The sequence below is a fragment of the Mycobacterium sp. NGS45 genome (assembly GCF_059812645.1).
Window position 1 is genome coordinate 1 of sequence record NZ_JCALDB010000005.1, and the last position, 15,780, is coordinate 15,780.

The window sequence follows — 15,780 nt, forward strand, 5'->3', positions numbered from 1 at the left end:
TTCCAGCCGGGTCACGAGGTCAGAAAGCTCGAGGTCCGAGAACAGCTGTCCAGAACCCATCGTGCTGAGCGAAAGCTGGTCTCCAGTACTGGAGAAGATCAGCCCGAAACCACCCACCACGCCGGCGTTGGTCAGCGATGCCGACGCCGGCACGCCGCCGAAGTCCAAGCTGAAGGTGGACGGCAGGAAGTTGATGCTGACCCGGTTGGCCAGCGCACCGGCCAGTCGGGAGCCCATCTTGCGTTCCAGGGCCTGCACCGGAAACCGTTGGTGCTGCAGGGCTTCTCGAATGCGAAGCTCCACATGCCGGCAGAACTCGACGACCGTTGAATCCGGGGACGTGCTGATGACCAACGGCACGACGCCGGCAAGCATGCCCGGGATCGTCTTCGACGTCGGATGCACGCGACGGGTGACCGGAAAGTCCAGCACCACGTCTGGTCCCTCGGCGCTCCAGCCCCGGATCAGCAGCGCGCAGGCCGCCGTGAGGACCGTCGTGCGTTCGAGATTCTTCGACTGCGCCCACTCATCGACCCGACGCAGGAGCACCGGGCTCAGCTGCACTGGTTCAGCCGGCGACAGCGCCGCGTCGGCTTCCTTCGCCGCCGGGATCTGCTGGTACGAATCCGGCTCTGGCGGCAGGTTCGCATCCCAGTAGGCCTGGTCGTTCAGGTATTCGTCGGACGCTTGGTACTCCGATTCACAGGCGACGAGATCGCCCAATGAACCGAACAGCGACGCCGGGATCGGCTCGCCCGCGACGGTCGCCGAGTAGACGGCTGCGATCCGGTGTCCAACCAGCGCGACGCCAGTGCCGTCCAGCACGATGTGATGACAGCAACCGACCAGACAAAGTTGATCGAATCCCGTTTGCAGCAGCGCGAATTTGAAGAGCGGACCATCGAACGGCATCGGGGTACGCTGGATCGAAGCCGCCATCGCCCGGGCTGCCGCCAGCGGATCCGGCGCACCAGTCAAGTCGTGGTAGTCCAGCTCGACGGGCTGGTGCTCGAGCACCCGCTGGAAGAGCCGGCCGTCCGCCTCGAAGAACGTTGCCCTGAGCGGCTCAGCTTCTTGCAGAACGCGGTTGATCGCCCAGTTGAGAACATCACGCTCAACTGGGCCGTCGATCCTCACGAACAGACCAAGCTGCCATTCCGTCGTGGAGTGCGCTGTCTCTGACGCGAGCCAGACATCTAGTTGTGCACGAGTTGCAGACAGCGTTCGATTGTCAGACTGCATCTGGGTCCCCACCAAGAGATCTAATGTCTGTGCCCCCAAGCCTTTAGGCAGTCTGACTTTTCGCCAATCTGTCACGCAGACTCTTCGGCCGGATGTCGGGCCAGTTCTGTTCGATGTATTCCAGACACGCGGCACGGTCGGCTTCGCCGTAGGCCACTTTCCAGCCCGCGGGCACGTCCGCAAAGGTCGGCCAAAGGCTGTGCTGTTCTTCGTCATTGATCAAGACGACGAATGTGCCGTTGTCGTCATCAAACGGATTGACGCTCACTAGTCCTCCCCACCCTGGACTAGACCCCTGAAGTCGTTCAACGATTGAGATGCCGGCAGTTCCCCCGAACCGAGCATCTGCGCTGTCTGTCTCTTGGCCCACCCCAGCTACGATGAATCTCTTGCATTGGGGAGCATATCCACATCTGTGGATTGCCGAGTCGAAATCATCGAACTGGAATTAGTCTGGTGCCATGTCGCGGTCATTCGACTTTTCGGTGGACTCGTCAGCCAGCGTCGAGCAAATCCACCGGGCGTTCGCGGAGCGGGATTACTGGCTGGCCCGGTTGACCAAGGTCGGCGATCGCGCCGCGCTGGACTCCTTGACCGTCGGATCCGACGAGGCCATCACCATCGTGGTTTCCAACGTGGTGCGCTCGGTCGGACTACCCGGGCCGGCCGCCAAGTTCTTCCCCCGCGAGTACCGGATAGTTCAGACCGAGACCTGGACGCCGGTCGGCGATGGCCGGGTGCGCGGACAGATCGACGCCGCAGCCCACGGCGCTCCGGGGACCGTGGCCGGTAAGGCCTTGATGGTTCCGACGGCGCAAGGATCCGCACTTCGCGGAAAGGCCAAGGTGGAGTTCAAGATCCCACTGGTTGGCGGGATGCTCGAAGCCGCGCTGGGCAAGGGCGTGGTGCAGAGCATCGCCGTGCTGCAGGACTTCACCACGGAATGGATCCAGGCGCACGCCTGACGCACTCGGCCACCGAGAAGTAACGTCGCCGCAAATTGAAGTAAGGGAAGCGTCACCTCAGTTCCGGCAGGCCTGCGTCGCACTGCGATCCGCGCGCGCCGATCAGACTCGCCGCCCTCGCTGACCGAGCGGTGAACCCGACGAGCGTGCGGCCAGCAAACACGAAACCGGCGCGCTTCCCTCCCCAGGCAAGAAGGGCAGCGCGCCGGCTCAGTCCGGGTGTGCGGCGGCCTCAGAGCTCGCCGATGACCACCAGGGCCTCGGCCGGCTGCACCTGCAGACCGCACTTGTTCTGGTAATCGGTCAACGGCGCCTTGATGGCGCGGACCTCGTCGGCCTGTTCCGGATGATCGCGGAAATAGGCGTCGAACTGCCCGATCGCGCTGAAGGCCGGCTGCCGGGTGGCCTCGATCAGAGCCGCGTTGGCGTCCGGGTTCTCGGCGAAGTAGTCCGACAGGTCAGCGGTGACCGAGCTGATCGTCGCCGACAGGCCCGCGGCGTTGCAGTCGTCGGTGACCGCGGCCGGCTCCGCGGCGGGTGTCGCCGACGTGGTCTCAGTGCTGGTCGTCGCGGTGGTCTCAGTGCCGGTGGTCTCGGTGCCGGTGGTCTCGGTGGTGGTGGTCTCTTCGGCCGACGTGGTCGGGGTCGGGTCAGCCGGTTCGGTCGGCTCGGCGTAGGCCAGCGGGATCGTCACTGCAGCGCACACGGCTCCGGCCCCGATCATCCCCGCAACGGCCCGCCGGGTACTGGTGAAGACACGATTCATGGTCACTCCTTGTCGGTGGTCACTGGTTATGACGTCGGCACCGACCTGCGAGTTGTTACCCGTGGGACCGAAAACGTCAGTTCACGACAGCCAACGTGAACGGCAAAACTGCAGGTACACCCGCTTTTCGTAGCTCGAGCGCGGCGATGGTCAAGGTCCACCCGGAATCGGCGAAATCATCGACCAACAGCACCGGACCGTTTACCTGGCCCAGCCCTTCGGGCAGCACCCAACAACCCTGCAAACCGGCCACCCGATAGGCCGAATTGGCGGCACTGACCGCACCCCTGCCCGGCGCATATGCCAGCGTTCCCAGATTGGTCAGCCGACCGATCGAGGCCAGCCGCTGCACCACCGAGGAGATCAGCCTCGGGTGCGACGACGAGTCCAGGCCGACTACCGCCACCGGCCGCTGGTCCCATTCCCAGGCGGCCAACACCGCGATGCAGGCCTCGACGACCTCGTCGGGAACGTCACGGTCCGGCCCGTCGAGCAGCGCGCGTAACCGCTGACCCCAGCCCAAGTCGGTCAGCCGGCCCACGGCGCGACCGGGTTCCGGTCCGTCGGCGATCCGCCCGGACAGCGGCACGCCCAGCTTGTTCAAGCCGGTGGGCCACTGCCGGCGCGGCGCGATCACCACCCCGGGTCGCAGCAGTTGCCGCTCGGTGTCATCGAGCAGGCCGGGATCGATGTCGGCGCTGAACTGGACCCCCGAACAGTTGTCGCAGCGGCCGCAGCGCTGCCCTTCGCGCAGTTCCGGATCGTCGAGTTGCGCGCGCAGGAACGACATCCGACAGTCGGTGGTGCGTTGATAGTCGAGCATGGCTTGTTCTTCTGCGCGCCGGGCCGCTGCCAATCGTTGATAGCGTTCGGCGTCGTAGCTCCACGGCTGCCCGGTGGCGAGCCAGCCGCCGCGTACCCGGCGCACCGCACCGTCGACGTCGAGCACCTTGAGCACCATTTCGAGTCGGCTGCGGTTGAGGTCGACCTGCGGTTCCAACGCCGGTGTGGACTGGGCGACCTCCAGATCCAGAACGTCGATGACCTTGCGCACCAAGGTTTCCGGCGGAAACGCCACCGAGGCGAAGTAGCGCCACACCGCGCTGTCCTCGGCGCCTGGTAGCAGCACCACCTGCGCGTCCGCGGTGGCGCGGCCGGCCCGGCCCACCTGCTGGTAGTAGGCGATCGGCGAAGAGGGCGCACCGAGGTGCACGACGAACCCCAGATCCGGTTTGTCGAAACCCATGCCCAACGCCGAGGTGGCCACCAGGGCCTTGACCCGGTTGGCGAGTAGATCGGCCTCCAGGGTTTCCCGTTCGGCAGCTTCGGTGGCACCGGTGTAGGCCGCGACGGCGAATCCGCGCTCCTGCAGCAATGCGGCGACGTCATGCGCCTGGGCCACCGTCAAGGTGTAGATGATTCCCGAGCCGGGCAGCGAATCCAGTTGCGCGGCAATCCATGCCGCGCGCTGCGCCGAGTTGGCGCAGTGCACCACGGACAGTCGCAGTGATTCCCGGTCCAAGCCGCCGCGCAGTACCAGCGTCTCGGCGCCGCCGACACCCAACTGTGTCGCGACGTCGGCGACCACTCGGTCGTTGGCGGTTGCGGTGGTGGCCAGCACCGGCACGTCGTCGCCCAGATCCCCGACCAGCGTGCGGATTCGGCGATAGTCGGGGCGGAAGTCGTGCCCCCAGTCCGAGACGCAGTGCGCTTCATCGACCACCACCAGTCCGGCGTCGGCGGCCAGCGACGGCAGCACATTGTCGCGAAAGTCGGGGTTGTTCAACCGCTCTGGGCTGACCAGCAGTACGTCGAGGCGGCCGGCCTGCACCTCGGCGTGGATGTCGGCCCAGTCGGCCACATTGCTGGAGTTGATCGTCGCAGCCTGGACACCGGCCTTCTCGGCGGCGGCGACCTGGTTGCGCATCAGCGCCAGCAGCGGCGAGACGATCACGGTGGGTCCGCGACCGGCGGCCCGCAGCAGTTTGGCCGCAATGAAGTACACCGCCGATTTGCCCCAGCCGGTGCGCTGTACCACCAGCGCGCGGCGCCGCTGCACCACCAGGGCCTCGATGGCGGTCCACTGGTCGTCCCGCAGCCGCGCATCGGATCCGGCAAGACGTTCGAGCAGTTCCTGGGCAGCTGCGCGGGTGGCCATAACCCCCATGGTGCCCGCCGGTGCCGACAGGTCGGCATCCGGCGGGCCTCCGGAGTGGATCAGAGCGCCGCCACGGCCTGGTCCGGCGTCACCGCGATGTTGCACTGCTCCTTGAGATTGGTGATCGGAGCCTGGATGGTGCGCAGTTCGTCGGCAACGTCCGGGTTGTCCTTGAAGTAAGCCTCATAGGCGGCCTCGGCCTGGGTGGCCGGCTGCGTGGCGATGTCCGAGAGCGCCTGGTCGGTCTCCGGATGCGAAGCCAGGTAGCTGGCTACCGACTGCGAGACCGAGCTCTTGGTCTGCTGCACGGTGCTGGCGCTGCACGCATTGGCCGGCTCGGCCGGCGCGACGGGTTCGGCGGCAGCGGTCGGCAGGGCGATCGTCGCGCAGGCGACGGCTCCCAGCATGCTTCCGGCGAACATGCCGTAGAGGCTGCGGCGGACGGTCGTCTTGGTGACGGTCATCTGTAGCTCCTTCGGATCGTGTGGTCTGCGGTTGCCGCAGCGCCACTCCCCGACCCGGGGATGCAGTTACCCGTCGACCGGCGCGGTGAAACGCGCGCGCCGGCTTTCGTTCCGAACCGGGCCTGGATCTAGCTGTTCGACGACGCCGTTTCGCGCTCGCGCAGGATCTCCAGCGCGATGTCGATGAGCTGGTCTTCTTGACCACCGATGAGCTTGCGCTGCCCGGCGCGGTGCAGCAGCTCATGTGCCGGCACACCGTAGCGTTCGGATTGCCGGACGGCGTGCTTGAGGAAACTCGAGTACACCCCGGAATAGCCCATGATCAGGGCGTTGCGGTCGAGCAGGCATTCGGTCGGCATGGCCGGGGCCACCACTTCCTCGGCAGCGTCGGCGATGTCGAAGAAGTCGATGCCGGTCTTGACGCCGATCTTGTCGAACACCCCGATCAGCGCCTCGACCGGTGCGTTGCCGGCACCGGCGCCGAACCGCCGGCATGAACCGTCGATCTGCTTGGCACCGGCGCGCACGGCTTCGATCGAATTGGCCACCCCCAGACCGAGGTTCTCGTGTCCGTGGAAACCGACCTGGGCGTCGTCACCGAGTTCGGCGACCAGCGCGCTGACCCGGTCGGCCACGCCCTCGAGCACCAGCGCACCGGCCGAGTCGACGACGTAGACGCACTGACAGCCGGCGTCGGCCATGATCCGGGCCTGGGCGGCCAGCTTCTCCGGGGAGATGGTGTGGCTCATCATCAGGAAGCCGACGGTCTCCAGCCCCAGTTCCCGGGCCAGCCCGAAGTGCTGGATGGATACGTCGGCCTCGGTGCAGTGCGTGGCGATCCGGCAGATCGAACCGCCGTTGTCCTGGGCGGCCTTGATGTCCTCCTTGGTGCCCACACCGGGCAGCATCAAGAAGGCGATCTTGGCTTCCTTGGCGGTCTCGGCCGCCAGCTTGATCAGCTCCTGTTCGGGTGTCTTGGAGAACCCGTAGTTGAAGCTCGACCCGCCCAGCCCATCGCCGTGGGTGACCTCGATGACCGGAACGCCTGCGGTGTCCAACGCCGCCACGATCGCGCCCACCTCGTCCTTGGTGAACTGGTGCCGCTTGTGGTGCGAGCCGTCGCGCAGTGACGTGTCGGTCATCCGCACGTCCCACACCGGGTTGAAGAAGATGTCGTTGATGACGCTCATGCCTGGCCTCCTGCTCCTGCTGCGACTCCGGCCTCACCGGCGGCCTTTTCCTTGGCGATCTCCTCGCCGACCTTGGTGGCCGCGGCGGTCATGATGTCGAGATTTCCAGCGTAGGGCGGCAGGTAGTCACCCGCACCCTCCACTTCGACGAAGACCGTCACCAGATGGTTGCCGCCGTTGACCACGGACGGCTCGTCGAACTGCGGTTCGTTGAGCAACCGGTAACCGGGCACATAGGTCTGCACCTCGGCCACCACCTCCTTGATCGAGGCGGTGATCGCGGCGTGGTCGGCATCCTCGGGGATGGCGCAGAAGATGGTGTCGCGCATGATCATCGGCGGCTCGGCCGGGTTCAGGATGATGATCGCCTTGCCGCTGGCGGCGCCGCCGATGTGTTGCACCCCGGCGCTGGTGGTCTTGGTGAATTCGTCGATGTTGGCTCGGGTGCCCGGCCCGGCCGACGCCGACGACACCGACGCGACGATCTCGGCATACGGCACATCCACCACACGGGACACCGCGTACACCATCGGGATGGTGGCCTGGCCACCGCAGGTGACCATGTTGACGTTGGGGGCATCCAGGTGCGCGCGCAGGTTGGCCGGCGGGATCACGCCCGGGCCGACCGCGGCCGGGGTCAGGTCGATGGCCCGGATACCGGCTTCGGCGTAGCGCGGCGCGGCGTCCCGGTGCACATAGGCGCTCGTCGCCTCGAACACCATGTCGGGCAACTCATCCTGCGCCAGCAACCAATCCACACCTTCGTGACTGGTCTCCAAGCCGAGCTTGCGGGCCCGGGCCAGACCTTCGGATTCCGGATCGATGCCGATCATCCAGCGCGGCTCCAGCCAGTCCGAGCGCAGCAGCTTGTACAGCAGGTCGGTGCTGATGTTGCCCGACCCGACGATCGCAACGGACGCCTTCTCACCGGCTCCGCTGCCGGCAGCATTCTGGGCCATATCCGCTCCTTACTCGAAACTCAGATGTACTGAACCTAGTCCTGCGAAGTCCGCGACAAAATCGCTGCCCGGCGGTGCATCTATCGCACGCGTGCACGAGCCCGGCAGCACGATGTCGCCGGCCTTCAGCCGCACCCCGAAGCTCTCCACCTTGCGGGCCAGCCAGGCCACCGCGGTCACCGGGTTGCCCAGCACCGCATCGCTGCGGCCCTCCGCGACCACTTCGCCCCGGTTGCGCAGCACCGCGTCGATGTTGCAGATGTCGATGTCCTTGGGGGACACCCGAGCTTCGCCGAGCACCCACCCTGCGCTGGACGCGTTGTCGGCGATGGTGTCACACAACTTGATCTGCCAGTTCGTGATGCGGGTGTCGATCAGCTCGATCGCCGGCGCGAAGGCCGCGGTGGCCGCCAGCACATCCGCTTCGGTGCACCCGGCGCCGGGCAGGTCATCGGCCAGGATGAACCCGACCTCCACCTCGACCCGGGGGTACAGGAATCGCCCGGCTTTGACCGGAACGTCCTCGAAGACCTGCATCTCGTCGAGCAGATGACCGTAGTCGGGCTCGTCGACGCCCATCATGTCCTGCATGGCCTTGCTGGACAGGCCGACCTTGTGCCCGACGATCCGGGCGCCCTCGGCAACTCGCTGCCGGATATTGATCAACTGGATCTGGTAGGCGTCGACGACGTCGATGTCGGGATGCGTGTCGGTCAACGGCGCGGTCGGGACCCGGGTTCGTTCCGCTTCGGCGAGCCTGGCTGCAAGCTCCGCGCGGATCGAATCAGCGAGCATGTGTGAATTCCCCTCGTTTCTGCGACCGGGGAAGTTGTCCCCGACGCGGCCAATTCTATAACGTGTTCTACATGACAGCTCAGGAGTACGACGTCGTCGTGGTGGGCAGCGGCGGCGCCGGCATGGTGGCCGCTTTGACCGCCGCCCATCAGGGCCTTTCCACCGTAGTCGTTGAGAAGGCCGCGCATTACGGTGGTTCCACTGCGCGGTCAGGCGGTGGGGTGTGGATCCCCAACAACGAGATCCTCGAGCGCGCCGGGGTCAAGGACACCCCGGAAGCTGCGCGGACCTATCTGCACACGATCGTCGGCGATGTGGTGCCTGCCGAGAAGATCGACACCTATCTGCAGCGCGGGCCGGAGATGTTGTCGTTCGTGCTCGAGCATTCGCCGTTGAAGCTGTGCTGGGTGCCCAATTACTCCGACTACTACCCCGAGAAGCCCGGCGGGCGTCCCGGCGGACGTTCGGTGGAACCCAAGCCGTTCAACGCCAAGAAGCTCGGCCCGGACCTGGACGGCCTCGAGCCGCCCTACGGCAAGGTGCCGATGAACATGGTGGTGCTGCAGCAGGACTACGTGCGGCTCAACCAACTCAAGCGGCATCCGCGCGGCCTGCTGCGCAGCCTCAAGGTCGGTGCCCGCACGGTGTGGGCCAACGTCACCGGCAAGAACCTGGTGGGTATGGGTCGGGCGCTGATCGCTCCGCTGCGCATCGGCCTGCGCGATGCCGGTGTGCCGGTGCTGCTGAACACCGCGCTGACCGATCTGTACGTCGAGGACGGTGTGGTGCGCGGCATCTACGTGGTCGGCTCCGACGACGCCGAGCCGCGGCTGATCCGCGCCCGGCGCGGCGTGATCCTGGGCTCGGGTGGCTTCGAGCACAACGAGCAGATGCGGGTGAAATACCAGCGGGCACCGATCACCACCGAGTGGACCGTGGGCGCCAAGGCCAACACCGGCGAAGGCATCCTGGCCGCCGAAAAGCTGGGCGCCGCTTTGGAATTGATGGAGGACGCCTGGTGGGGTCCGACGGTGCCGCTGGTGGGCGCGCCCTGGTTCGCACTGTCGGAACGCAACTCACCGGGGTCGATCATCGTCAACATGTCCGGTCAACGGTTCATGAACGAATCCATGCCCTACGTTGAGGCCTGCCATCACATGTACGGCGGCCAGTACGGCCAGGGTGAGGGGCCGGGCGAGAACGTCCCGGCCTGGTTGATCTTCGACCAGCAGTACCGCGACCGCTACCTGTTCGCCGGCCTGCAGCCAGGCCAGCGGATCCCGAGCAAGTGGCTGGAGTCCGGGGTCATCGTCACCGCGTCCACGCTCGACGAGTTGGCCGTCAAGGCGGGCCTGCCGGCCGACGCGTTCAAGGCCACCGTGGAACGTTTCAACGGCTTCGCCCGCAGCGGCGTCGATGAGGACTTCCACCGCGGCGAGAGCGCCTACGACCGGTACTACGGCGATCCCACCAACAAGCCCAACCCGAACCTGGGTGAGATCAGCCGCGGCCCGTTCTATGCCGCCAAGCTGGTGCCCGGCGACCTCGGCACCAAGGGTGGGATCCGCACCGACGTGCACGGCCGGGCGCTGCGCGACGACGACTCGGTGATCGAGGGACTCTACGCCGCCGGTAACGTCAGCTCACCGGTGATGGGACACACTTACCCGGGGCCGGGCGGGACCATCGGCCCGGCCATGACCTTCGGGTATCTCGCCGCACTGCACATCGCCGGATCCACCGACGCGAAAGGCTGAAACTTCGATGCCCATCAATCTCGACGAGGCGATCGGCGCTGAACTCGCTCCGGTCGAGTTCTCGTGGACCAGCAGCGACATCCAGCTGTATCACCTGGGGTTGGGCGCCGGCGCGGACCCGATGGATCCGCGCGAGTTGCGCTACCTGGTCGACGACACCCCGCAGGTGCTGCCGACCTTCGGCAACGTGGCCCAAAGTTTTCACATGACCGAGCCGCCGACAGTGCAGTTCCCCGGCATCGACATCGAGTTGTCCAAGGTGCTGCACGCCAGCGAGGCGGTTTCGGTGCCGGCGCCGATCCCGCCGTCGGGTACCGGCGTGGCCGTCACTAGATTCACCGAGATTTGGGACAAGGGCAAGGCCGCGGTGATCTGGTCGGAGACCACGGTCAGCACCCCGGACGGCGCACCGCTGTGGACCCAGAAACGGTCGATCTTTGCCCGCGGTGAGGGCGGCTTCGGTGGTGACCGCGGACCGTCGACCACCGAGGCGACCCCGGACCGGGCCCCCGACCTCGAGATCGACATCCCCACCCTGCCCCAGCAGGCCCTGCTCTACCGGCTCTGCGGAGACCGCAACCCGCTGCATTCGGACCCCGAATTCGCCTCTGCCGCAGGTTTTCCCAAGCCCATCCTGCACGGGCTGTGCAGCTACGGGATGGCCTGCAAGGCGCTCACCGACGCGGTGTTCGACGGCGACGCCGGCCAGGTCGGGTCCTACGGCGCACGCTTTGCCGGCGTGGTGTTCCCGGGTGAGACGCTGCGGCTCAATGCCTGGAAGGTCCCCGACGGTTTGGTCGGCTCGGTGATCGCCCCGGCGCGCGACGGCGCCAGCGTGCTCACCGGGGTCCGGCTGACCCCGGCCTGACCTGCGTGAGCCCGGTGGAGTGGACGCATCCCTTCGGCTGACCTGCTAACTTTTCCAGACAGTGACCATCCTGGCGGGGTGCGCCGCCCCGTCGGCCAGATCAGGAGTAGCGCCAGCGTGAAGTTTTCCAAACTCGCCCTCGCGGCTGCGGCCAGCGCCGCCGTCGCGACGGCAACCATCCTCGGCAGCCCCGTTGCCGTCGCCGATGAGGCCACCACGCAGTCGATCGGCGAGCAGGGCACGCTGACCAACGGTGACGTGGTGCAGGGATGGACCATCACCGGCTTGAAGGTCAGCTCGGATCAGATCCCGCATGCGGTGCAGGGCACGCTTTGGGAAGCCACCGCCACCAACGAGGCCATCTCCGGCACGGTGACCCCGATCATCTCCAACCTGAACGCCCGCGCCGGCGACGGTGACAACTACCGGGTGCTCTTCGGGGTCGCCACCCCGCAGGGCATCAACCCGTCCACGCTGGCCCAGGGCCAGAAGGCCTCCGGCAAGGTGTATTTCGACGTCACCGGCGCGGATCCGGACAGCGTCGTCTACCGGGCCGGCAACGAGGACCTGCTGGTGTGGGTCGAGCCCGCCCCGGCAGCCCCGGTCGACGCAGCGCCGAGCGCACCGTCGCCCCGCTCGGCGACCACGGGCACCGCACCCGCCGAATCCCCGGCCGCGACCGCGACCGACGCCGAGGCCCCCACCGAGGCGCCGACCGGCAGCCAGGGCACCCCGCTGCCCGAAGGCAGCCAGGGCACCCCGCTGCCGGAAGGCACCGAGGCCGGCGCCGAGGACACCACGACCACGGACGAGTCCACCGAACCGGGCACCGAAGGCGCGACCGAACAGCCCACCGAGGGTGTCAGTGAGCAGCCCACCACCCAGTCGAGCCCGGAGGGCGACAACCGGCACGGCACCCCGCAGACCGCTGCCCCGGAGGCCGCCGAGGCCGAAGTGGCCCCGGCCGACGGCGGCACCACCGATCCGACCCTGCTGCCCACCCCGGGCACAGCTCCGTCCAGCCAGGGCTCGCAGGTTTCCTGATTCGCTGCCAGAACTGATGGCCACCGTCGCGCAGACGGTGGCCATCAGTTTTTCGTCGGTCAGGAGTGCGAGGACCACCACGAGTAGAGCTGGTCGAGCGACGGCCCGGCAGCCTCGGACTGCACCACCGACAGCATGGTTTCCGCCTCTGTGGTCCAGGCCACCGTCTTCAGGCTCTGCCGCACCCCGCACACCAGGGTGCCCGCGGTCACCTCCGGGGTGGCGTTGCGTCGCCACGGGCCCGGGGACTGGATGTTGCCTGGGCACACCACCACACCGATCGACTGCACGGTGTCATCGAACGCCGCTTGCAGCGCGGACTTGTTGCGCGCCAACAGGTACGTCGCGCTCGACGGGCCGCCGGCGTCGGCGTTGTTACCGCAGCTGACCTTGGCCAGCGCGTCCACCGGCGGGTCGACCGGCGTGCAGACGCCGGGGGCATATCCCTTCGGGATCAAGGTCAGCAGCCGTGCCTGAGCTTCCGGGTCGGCCGGCGCCGTGGTGGGGCTGGTCGAGGTCGTGGTGGTGGCCGCTGCCGAGGGCGTCGTGGTCTGCTGCGGTTGCGCGGTCGCGGGTTCCGGTGAACCAGATCGGTTCCACAGCATCAAACCTGCCACCGCGGCAAGCACCGCGGCCGTCGCGGCCCCGGCGATCACGATCCGCGCCCGCTTGCGCTGCAGCCGGGCCGGTGTGGCCGTTGCGAACTCGTCGAAGCGAGGCCACGACTGCTGAACCGGGCTGACCGCCTGCACGGTGTCGGCGGTCGGCGAGGGCGGCGCGGTCCAGTCGGTGGGGAACGGCGCGGTCTGATTGATGGTCTGCAGAGGTTCGGTATCGGGGTCGTGCTCGGGTGTCCGCGACGGGGATTCGCCATCCGACGAGGGCTTGTTCATCCGCGCACCCCTCCCTCGCTAGCGACCACTGCTGAACCCCTGTCTCCAGGATTACGACGTCCGCGTACTTGAGGGTAGGCGACGCGGGCACCGGTGTGTGCACGCCGGTCCCGGTTGACGCCGGTGCCAGGGGCCGGACGACACGCTCAGCCCAGGATCAGACCCGAGGTCGGCACTCCGGTTCCCGCGGTGACCAACACGTGCTCGACGCCGTCGACCTGATTGACCGAGGTGCCGCGCAACTGACGCACCCCCTCGGCAATGCCGTTCATACCGTGGATGTAGGCCTCGCCGAGTTGCCCGCCGTGGGTGTTGATCGGCAGTCGACCGCCGATCTCGATCGCACCGCCGGCGATGAAGTCCTTGGCCTCACCCTTGCCGCAGAAGCCGAGCTCCTCGAGTTGCAGCAGGGTGTACGGAGTGAAGTGGTCGTAGAGCACCGCGGTCTGGATGTCGGCCGGGGTCAGACCGCTCTGTTGCCACAGCTGGCGCCCCACCAGACCCATCTCGGGCAGGCCGAGTTCGTCGCGGTAATAGGAGTACATGGTGAACTGGTCGGCACCGGCGCCCTGCGCGGCAGCTTCGATGATCGCCGGCCGGTGCTTGAGATCGCGGGCCCGCTCCGGTGTGGTCACCACGATCGCCACGCCGCCGTCGGTTTCCTGGCAGCAGTCCAGCAGCCGCAGCGGTTCGGCGATGAACCGAGAGTTCTGGTGGTCCTCGATCGTGATCGGCTTGCCGTAGAAGTGTGCTTTCGGGTTGTTGGCCGCATGCTTGCGGTCGGCCACCGACACCACGCCGAAGTCCGCGCTGGTGGCGCCGTACTCGTGCATGTAGCGCCGGGCGATCATGGCCACCGACGCCGCCGGTGTGCTCAGTCCGTGCGGATAGGACCAGCTGTACTCCACGCCGCGGGAATCGGCGTTGACGGTCAGACCCGTCATCACCTGACCGAACCGGAACTCCGAGCGCTCGTTGAAGGCCCGGTAGGCCACCACCACTTCGGCCACCCCGGTGGCGACCGCCAGGGCCGCTTGCTGCACGGTCGCCGCGGCTGCGCCGCCGCCGTAGCCGATCTGGCTGAAGAACTTCAGGTCGCCGATGCCGGTGGACCGCGCCACCGCGGTCTCCAGGTTGGAGTCCATGGTGAACGTCACCAGACCGTCGACGTCGCCCGGCGACAGGCCGGCGTCCTCGAGCGCGTCGAGCACCGCTTCGGCGGCCAGCCGCAGTTCGCTGCGCCCGGAATTCTTAGAGAAGTCGGTGGCGCCGATCCCGACGATCGCCGCCGCACCGGACAGGCCGGTCATTTGTCGCCTCCGAAAGTCAGTGTGGCCGTGGCGATCACATGGTTGCCCAGACTGTTGGCGCCGGTCACCTTGACCGTGATCAGCTCCCCGTCGACGGCGGTCACCGCACCGGTGAAGGTCACGGTGTCATAGGCGTACCACGGCACCCCCAGGCGCAGCCCGATGGATTTGATCCGCGCGGCCGGGCCGGCCCAGTCGGTCAGGTATCGCTGCACTAGGCCGGTGTCGGTGAGGATGTTGACGAAGATGTCCTTGGAGCCCTTGGCCTGCGCCTTGTCCCGGTCGTGGTGCACGTCCTGGTAGTCGCGGGTGGCGATGGCGGTGGACACGATGAACGTGGGATCGCCATAGATCGCCAACTCGGGCAACGTGGTTCCGACGGTGATGGTCTCGGTCATGCCTTGGGCTCCCATGCGTACAGCGTCCAGGCCGGACTGACGTCACTGTCCGGGAAGTCGATGAACATCACCTGCACCGGCATCCCGACCTGCACCTGATCGGCTTCGACGTTGCGCAACTCACCGAGCATCCGCACGCCTTCTTCGAGTTCGACCAGCGCGATGACGAACGGCAAGCTGCGGCCCGGCACTTTCGGCGCGTGGTGCACGACGTAGCTGAACACCGTGCCGACGCCGGACGCGACGACGTAGTCGGACTCGGTGACCGGGTCCTGGTAGTCCTTCCACACCGGGGGCACCGGCGGATGCTGCAGCGAACCGTCCGGACGCTTCTGGATCCGCAACTCATGCGCGTTGACCCCGTCCCAGAAGAACTGGCTGTCCTTGGACGACGCCGGCCGCATCAGCTTGTCCGGATCGAGGTCCTCGGGAATGTCCGGTGCCGGCTTCTCGGCCGGCTTGAACTTCATGATCCGCCAGTCCATTTCGGCAACCTCTTCAGTGCCGACGGTCCAGGTGATCTTCTGGTTGACGAAGAAGCCCTCACCGAGTGCGGTCTGCTTGGGGCCGACCACGTCGGTCACCTCGGCGCTGATCGCGACTTCTTCACCGGGCTGCAGGTAGCGGTGGTAGGTCTGCTCACAGTTGGTGGCGACCACACCGACGTAGCCGGCCGCGTCGAACAGGTCCATGATCGCGCCCAGCGGATCATCGTCGGGCCGAACACCTTTGAGCCCCAACATGGTCCACACTTGGATCATCGCGGGCGGTGCCACGATACCGGCGTGGCCGGCGGCTCGCGCGGCCGCCTCGTCGACGTAGATCGGGTTCTGGTCGCCGATGGCATCGACCCAGTGGTGGATCATCGGCTGGTTCACCGGATCGCGGCCCAACCTCGGCTTGCTCCTACCCAACGAGGTCAGCCGGTCGATGCCGGCCTGCAGCTCCGTCATCTGTCTCCTTGACTCGTC

Annotated in this window: 16 protein-coding genes; 4 read left to right on the plus strand and 12 right to left on the minus strand. The window is 67.0% G+C overall.

Annotated features, from left to right (window positions below; translation table 11 throughout):
- Both AC5Y3P_RS06110 and AC5Y3P_RS06115 read right to left on the minus strand, forming a co-directional pair.
- On the minus strand, positions 1-1,242 hold a 1,242-nt coding region (locus AC5Y3P_RS06110; protein WP_500045181.1), incomplete at its 3' end, for a condensation domain-containing protein.
- A gap of 43 nt (positions 1,243-1,285) precedes the next feature.
- Positions 1,286-1,510: an MbtH family protein gene (locus AC5Y3P_RS06115; protein WP_500045002.1), complete on the minus strand. Its 225-nt coding sequence runs from the start codon at positions 1,508-1,510 to the stop codon at positions 1,286-1,288.
- A 193-nt stretch (positions 1,511-1,703) separates the two neighbouring features.
- On the opposite strand from AC5Y3P_RS06115, the gene AC5Y3P_RS06120 reads away from it, so the two are divergent.
- Entirely contained in the window at positions 1,704-2,207 is a 504-nt protein-coding gene (locus AC5Y3P_RS06120) for a DUF2505 domain-containing protein (protein ID WP_500045003.1), read from the plus strand.
- A 232-nt stretch (positions 2,208-2,439) separates the two neighbouring features.
- On the opposite strand, the gene AC5Y3P_RS06125 is transcribed toward AC5Y3P_RS06120, so the two are convergent.
- The 6 genes from AC5Y3P_RS06125 to AC5Y3P_RS06150 form a co-directional block, all read right to left on the minus strand.
- Entirely contained in the window at positions 2,440-2,973 is a 534-nt protein-coding gene (locus AC5Y3P_RS06125) for a hemophore-related protein (RefSeq protein WP_500045004.1), read from the minus strand.
- A gap of 76 nt (positions 2,974-3,049) precedes the next feature.
- Positions 3,050-5,131 carry a RecQ family ATP-dependent DNA helicase gene (locus AC5Y3P_RS06130; protein WP_500045005.1) on the minus strand — a complete coding sequence of 694 codons (2,082 nt, stop codon included), beginning with the start codon at positions 5,129-5,131 and terminating at the stop codon, positions 3,050-3,052.
- Between the two features lie 59 nt (positions 5,132-5,190).
- Positions 5,191-5,595 (minus strand): hemophore-related protein, encoded by a 405-nt coding sequence (locus tag AC5Y3P_RS06135; protein ID WP_500045006.1) that lies wholly within the window; start codon positions 5,593-5,595, stop codon positions 5,191-5,193.
- A 128-nt stretch (positions 5,596-5,723) separates the two neighbouring features.
- Positions 5,724-6,785, minus strand: coding sequence for a 4-hydroxy-2-oxovalerate aldolase (gene dmpG / locus AC5Y3P_RS06140; protein WP_500045007.1), 1,062 nt, complete (start codon positions 6,783-6,785; stop codon positions 5,724-5,726).
- Positions 6,782-7,744 (minus strand): acetaldehyde dehydrogenase (acetylating), encoded by a 963-nt coding sequence (locus tag AC5Y3P_RS06145; RefSeq protein ID WP_500045008.1) that lies wholly within the window; start codon positions 7,742-7,744, stop codon positions 6,782-6,784. The genes dmpG and AC5Y3P_RS06145 overlap by 4 nt, the downstream gene beginning before the upstream one ends.
- Before the next feature lie 9 nt (positions 7,745-7,753).
- Positions 7,754-8,539: a 2-keto-4-pentenoate hydratase gene (locus AC5Y3P_RS06150; RefSeq protein WP_500045009.1), complete on the minus strand. Its 786-nt coding sequence runs from the start codon at positions 8,537-8,539 to the stop codon at positions 7,754-7,756.
- A gap of 71 nt (positions 8,540-8,610) precedes the next feature.
- Between AC5Y3P_RS06150 and kstD the strand changes: the two genes are divergently transcribed.
- The 3 genes from kstD (at position 8,611) to AC5Y3P_RS06165 (ending at position 12,208) form a co-directional block, all read left to right on the plus strand.
- Positions 8,611-10,296 carry a 3-oxosteroid 1-dehydrogenase gene (kstD, locus tag AC5Y3P_RS06155; protein ID WP_500045010.1) on the plus strand — a complete coding sequence of 562 codons (1,686 nt, stop codon included), beginning with the start codon at positions 8,611-8,613 and terminating at the stop codon, positions 10,294-10,296.
- 7 nt (positions 10,297-10,303) lie between these two features.
- The gene (gene chsH3 / locus AC5Y3P_RS06160) at positions 10,304-11,164 is read left to right on the plus strand and encodes an enoyl-CoA hydratase ChsH3 (RefSeq protein ID WP_500045011.1); all 861 of its coding nucleotides are present in this window, start codon (positions 10,304-10,306) and stop codon (positions 11,162-11,164) included.
- A 117-nt stretch (positions 11,165-11,281) separates the two neighbouring features.
- Positions 11,282-12,208, plus strand: a complete 927-nt coding sequence (locus AC5Y3P_RS06165; RefSeq protein ID WP_500045012.1) for an MPT63 family protein — start codon at positions 11,282-11,284, stop codon at positions 12,206-12,208.
- Positions 12,209-12,267: 59 nt separating this feature from the next.
- Here AC5Y3P_RS06165 and AC5Y3P_RS06170 read toward each other — a convergent pair whose 3' ends face one another.
- The 4 genes from AC5Y3P_RS06170 to AC5Y3P_RS06185 all read right to left on the minus strand — a co-directional run bounded on the left by AC5Y3P_RS06170 (position 12,268) and on the right by AC5Y3P_RS06185 (position 15,762).
- Positions 12,268-13,101, minus strand: coding sequence for a hypothetical protein (locus tag AC5Y3P_RS06170; RefSeq protein WP_500045013.1), 834 nt, complete (start codon positions 13,099-13,101; stop codon positions 12,268-12,270).
- Between the two features lie 146 nt (positions 13,102-13,247).
- Positions 13,248-14,411: a 17-hydroxy-3-oxo-4-pregnene-20-carboxyl-CoA lyase gene (gene ltp2 / locus AC5Y3P_RS06175; protein WP_500045014.1), complete on the minus strand. Its 1,164-nt coding sequence runs from the start codon at positions 14,409-14,411 to the stop codon at positions 13,248-13,250.
- Positions 14,408-14,809, minus strand: a complete 402-nt coding sequence (locus tag AC5Y3P_RS06180) for a MaoC family dehydratase (protein ID WP_500045015.1) — start codon at positions 14,807-14,809, stop codon at positions 14,408-14,410. Before AC5Y3P_RS06180 ends, ltp2 begins: the two co-directional genes overlap by 4 nt.
- Positions 14,806-15,762 carry a bifunctional MaoC family dehydratase N-terminal/OB-fold nucleic acid binding domain-containing protein gene (locus AC5Y3P_RS06185; RefSeq protein WP_500045016.1) on the minus strand — a complete coding sequence of 319 codons (957 nt, stop codon included), beginning with the start codon at positions 15,760-15,762 and terminating at the stop codon, positions 14,806-14,808. Before AC5Y3P_RS06185 ends, AC5Y3P_RS06180 begins: the two co-directional genes overlap by 4 nt.
- Positions 15,763-15,780 lie beyond the last annotated feature (18 nt).

What these genes read in the sequence shown, in the direction of transcription:
- chsH3 (WP_500045011.1), top strand. Translation starts at nt 10,304, where the DNA reads ATGCCCATCAATCTCGACGAGGCGATCGGCGCTGAACTCGCTCCGGTC.
- ltp2 (WP_500045014.1), bottom strand. Translation starts at nt 14,411, where the DNA reads ATGACCGGCCTGTCCGGTGCGGCGGCGATCGTCGGGATCGGCGCCACC.
- AC5Y3P_RS06135 (WP_500045006.1), bottom strand. Translation starts at nt 5,595, where the DNA reads ATGACCGTCACCAAGACGACCGTCCGCCGCAGCCTCTACGGCATGTTC.
- kstD (WP_500045010.1), top strand. Translation starts at nt 8,611, where the DNA reads ATGACAGCTCAGGAGTACGACGTCGTCGTGGTGGGCAGCGGCGGCGCC.
- AC5Y3P_RS06120 (WP_500045003.1), top strand. Translation starts at nt 1,704, where the DNA reads ATGTCGCGGTCATTCGACTTTTCGGTGGACTCGTCAGCCAGCGTCGAG.
- AC5Y3P_RS06130 (WP_500045005.1), bottom strand. Translation starts at nt 5,131, where the DNA reads ATGGCCACCCGCGCAGCTGCCCAGGAACTGCTCGAACGTCTTGCCGGA.
- AC5Y3P_RS06180 (WP_500045015.1), bottom strand. Translation starts at nt 14,809, where the DNA reads ATGACCGAGACCATCACCGTCGGAACCACGTTGCCCGAGTTGGCGATC.
- AC5Y3P_RS06185 (WP_500045016.1), bottom strand. Translation starts at nt 15,762, where the DNA reads ATGACGGAGCTGCAGGCCGGCATCGACCGGCTGACCTCGTTGGGTAGG.
- AC5Y3P_RS06125 (WP_500045004.1), bottom strand. Translation starts at nt 2,973, where the DNA reads ATGAATCGTGTCTTCACCAGTACCCGGCGGGCCGTTGCGGGGATGATC.
- AC5Y3P_RS06145 (WP_500045008.1), bottom strand. Translation starts at nt 7,744, where the DNA reads ATGGCCCAGAATGCTGCCGGCAGCGGAGCCGGTGAGAAGGCGTCCGTT.
- AC5Y3P_RS06170 (WP_500045013.1), bottom strand. Translation starts at nt 13,101, where the DNA reads ATGAACAAGCCCTCGTCGGATGGCGAATCCCCGTCGCGGACACCCGAG.
- dmpG (WP_500045007.1), bottom strand. Translation starts at nt 6,785, where the DNA reads ATGAGCGTCATCAACGACATCTTCTTCAACCCGGTGTGGGACGTGCGG.
- AC5Y3P_RS06150 (WP_500045009.1), bottom strand. Translation starts at nt 8,539, where the DNA reads ATGCTCGCTGATTCGATCCGCGCGGAGCTTGCAGCCAGGCTCGCCGAA.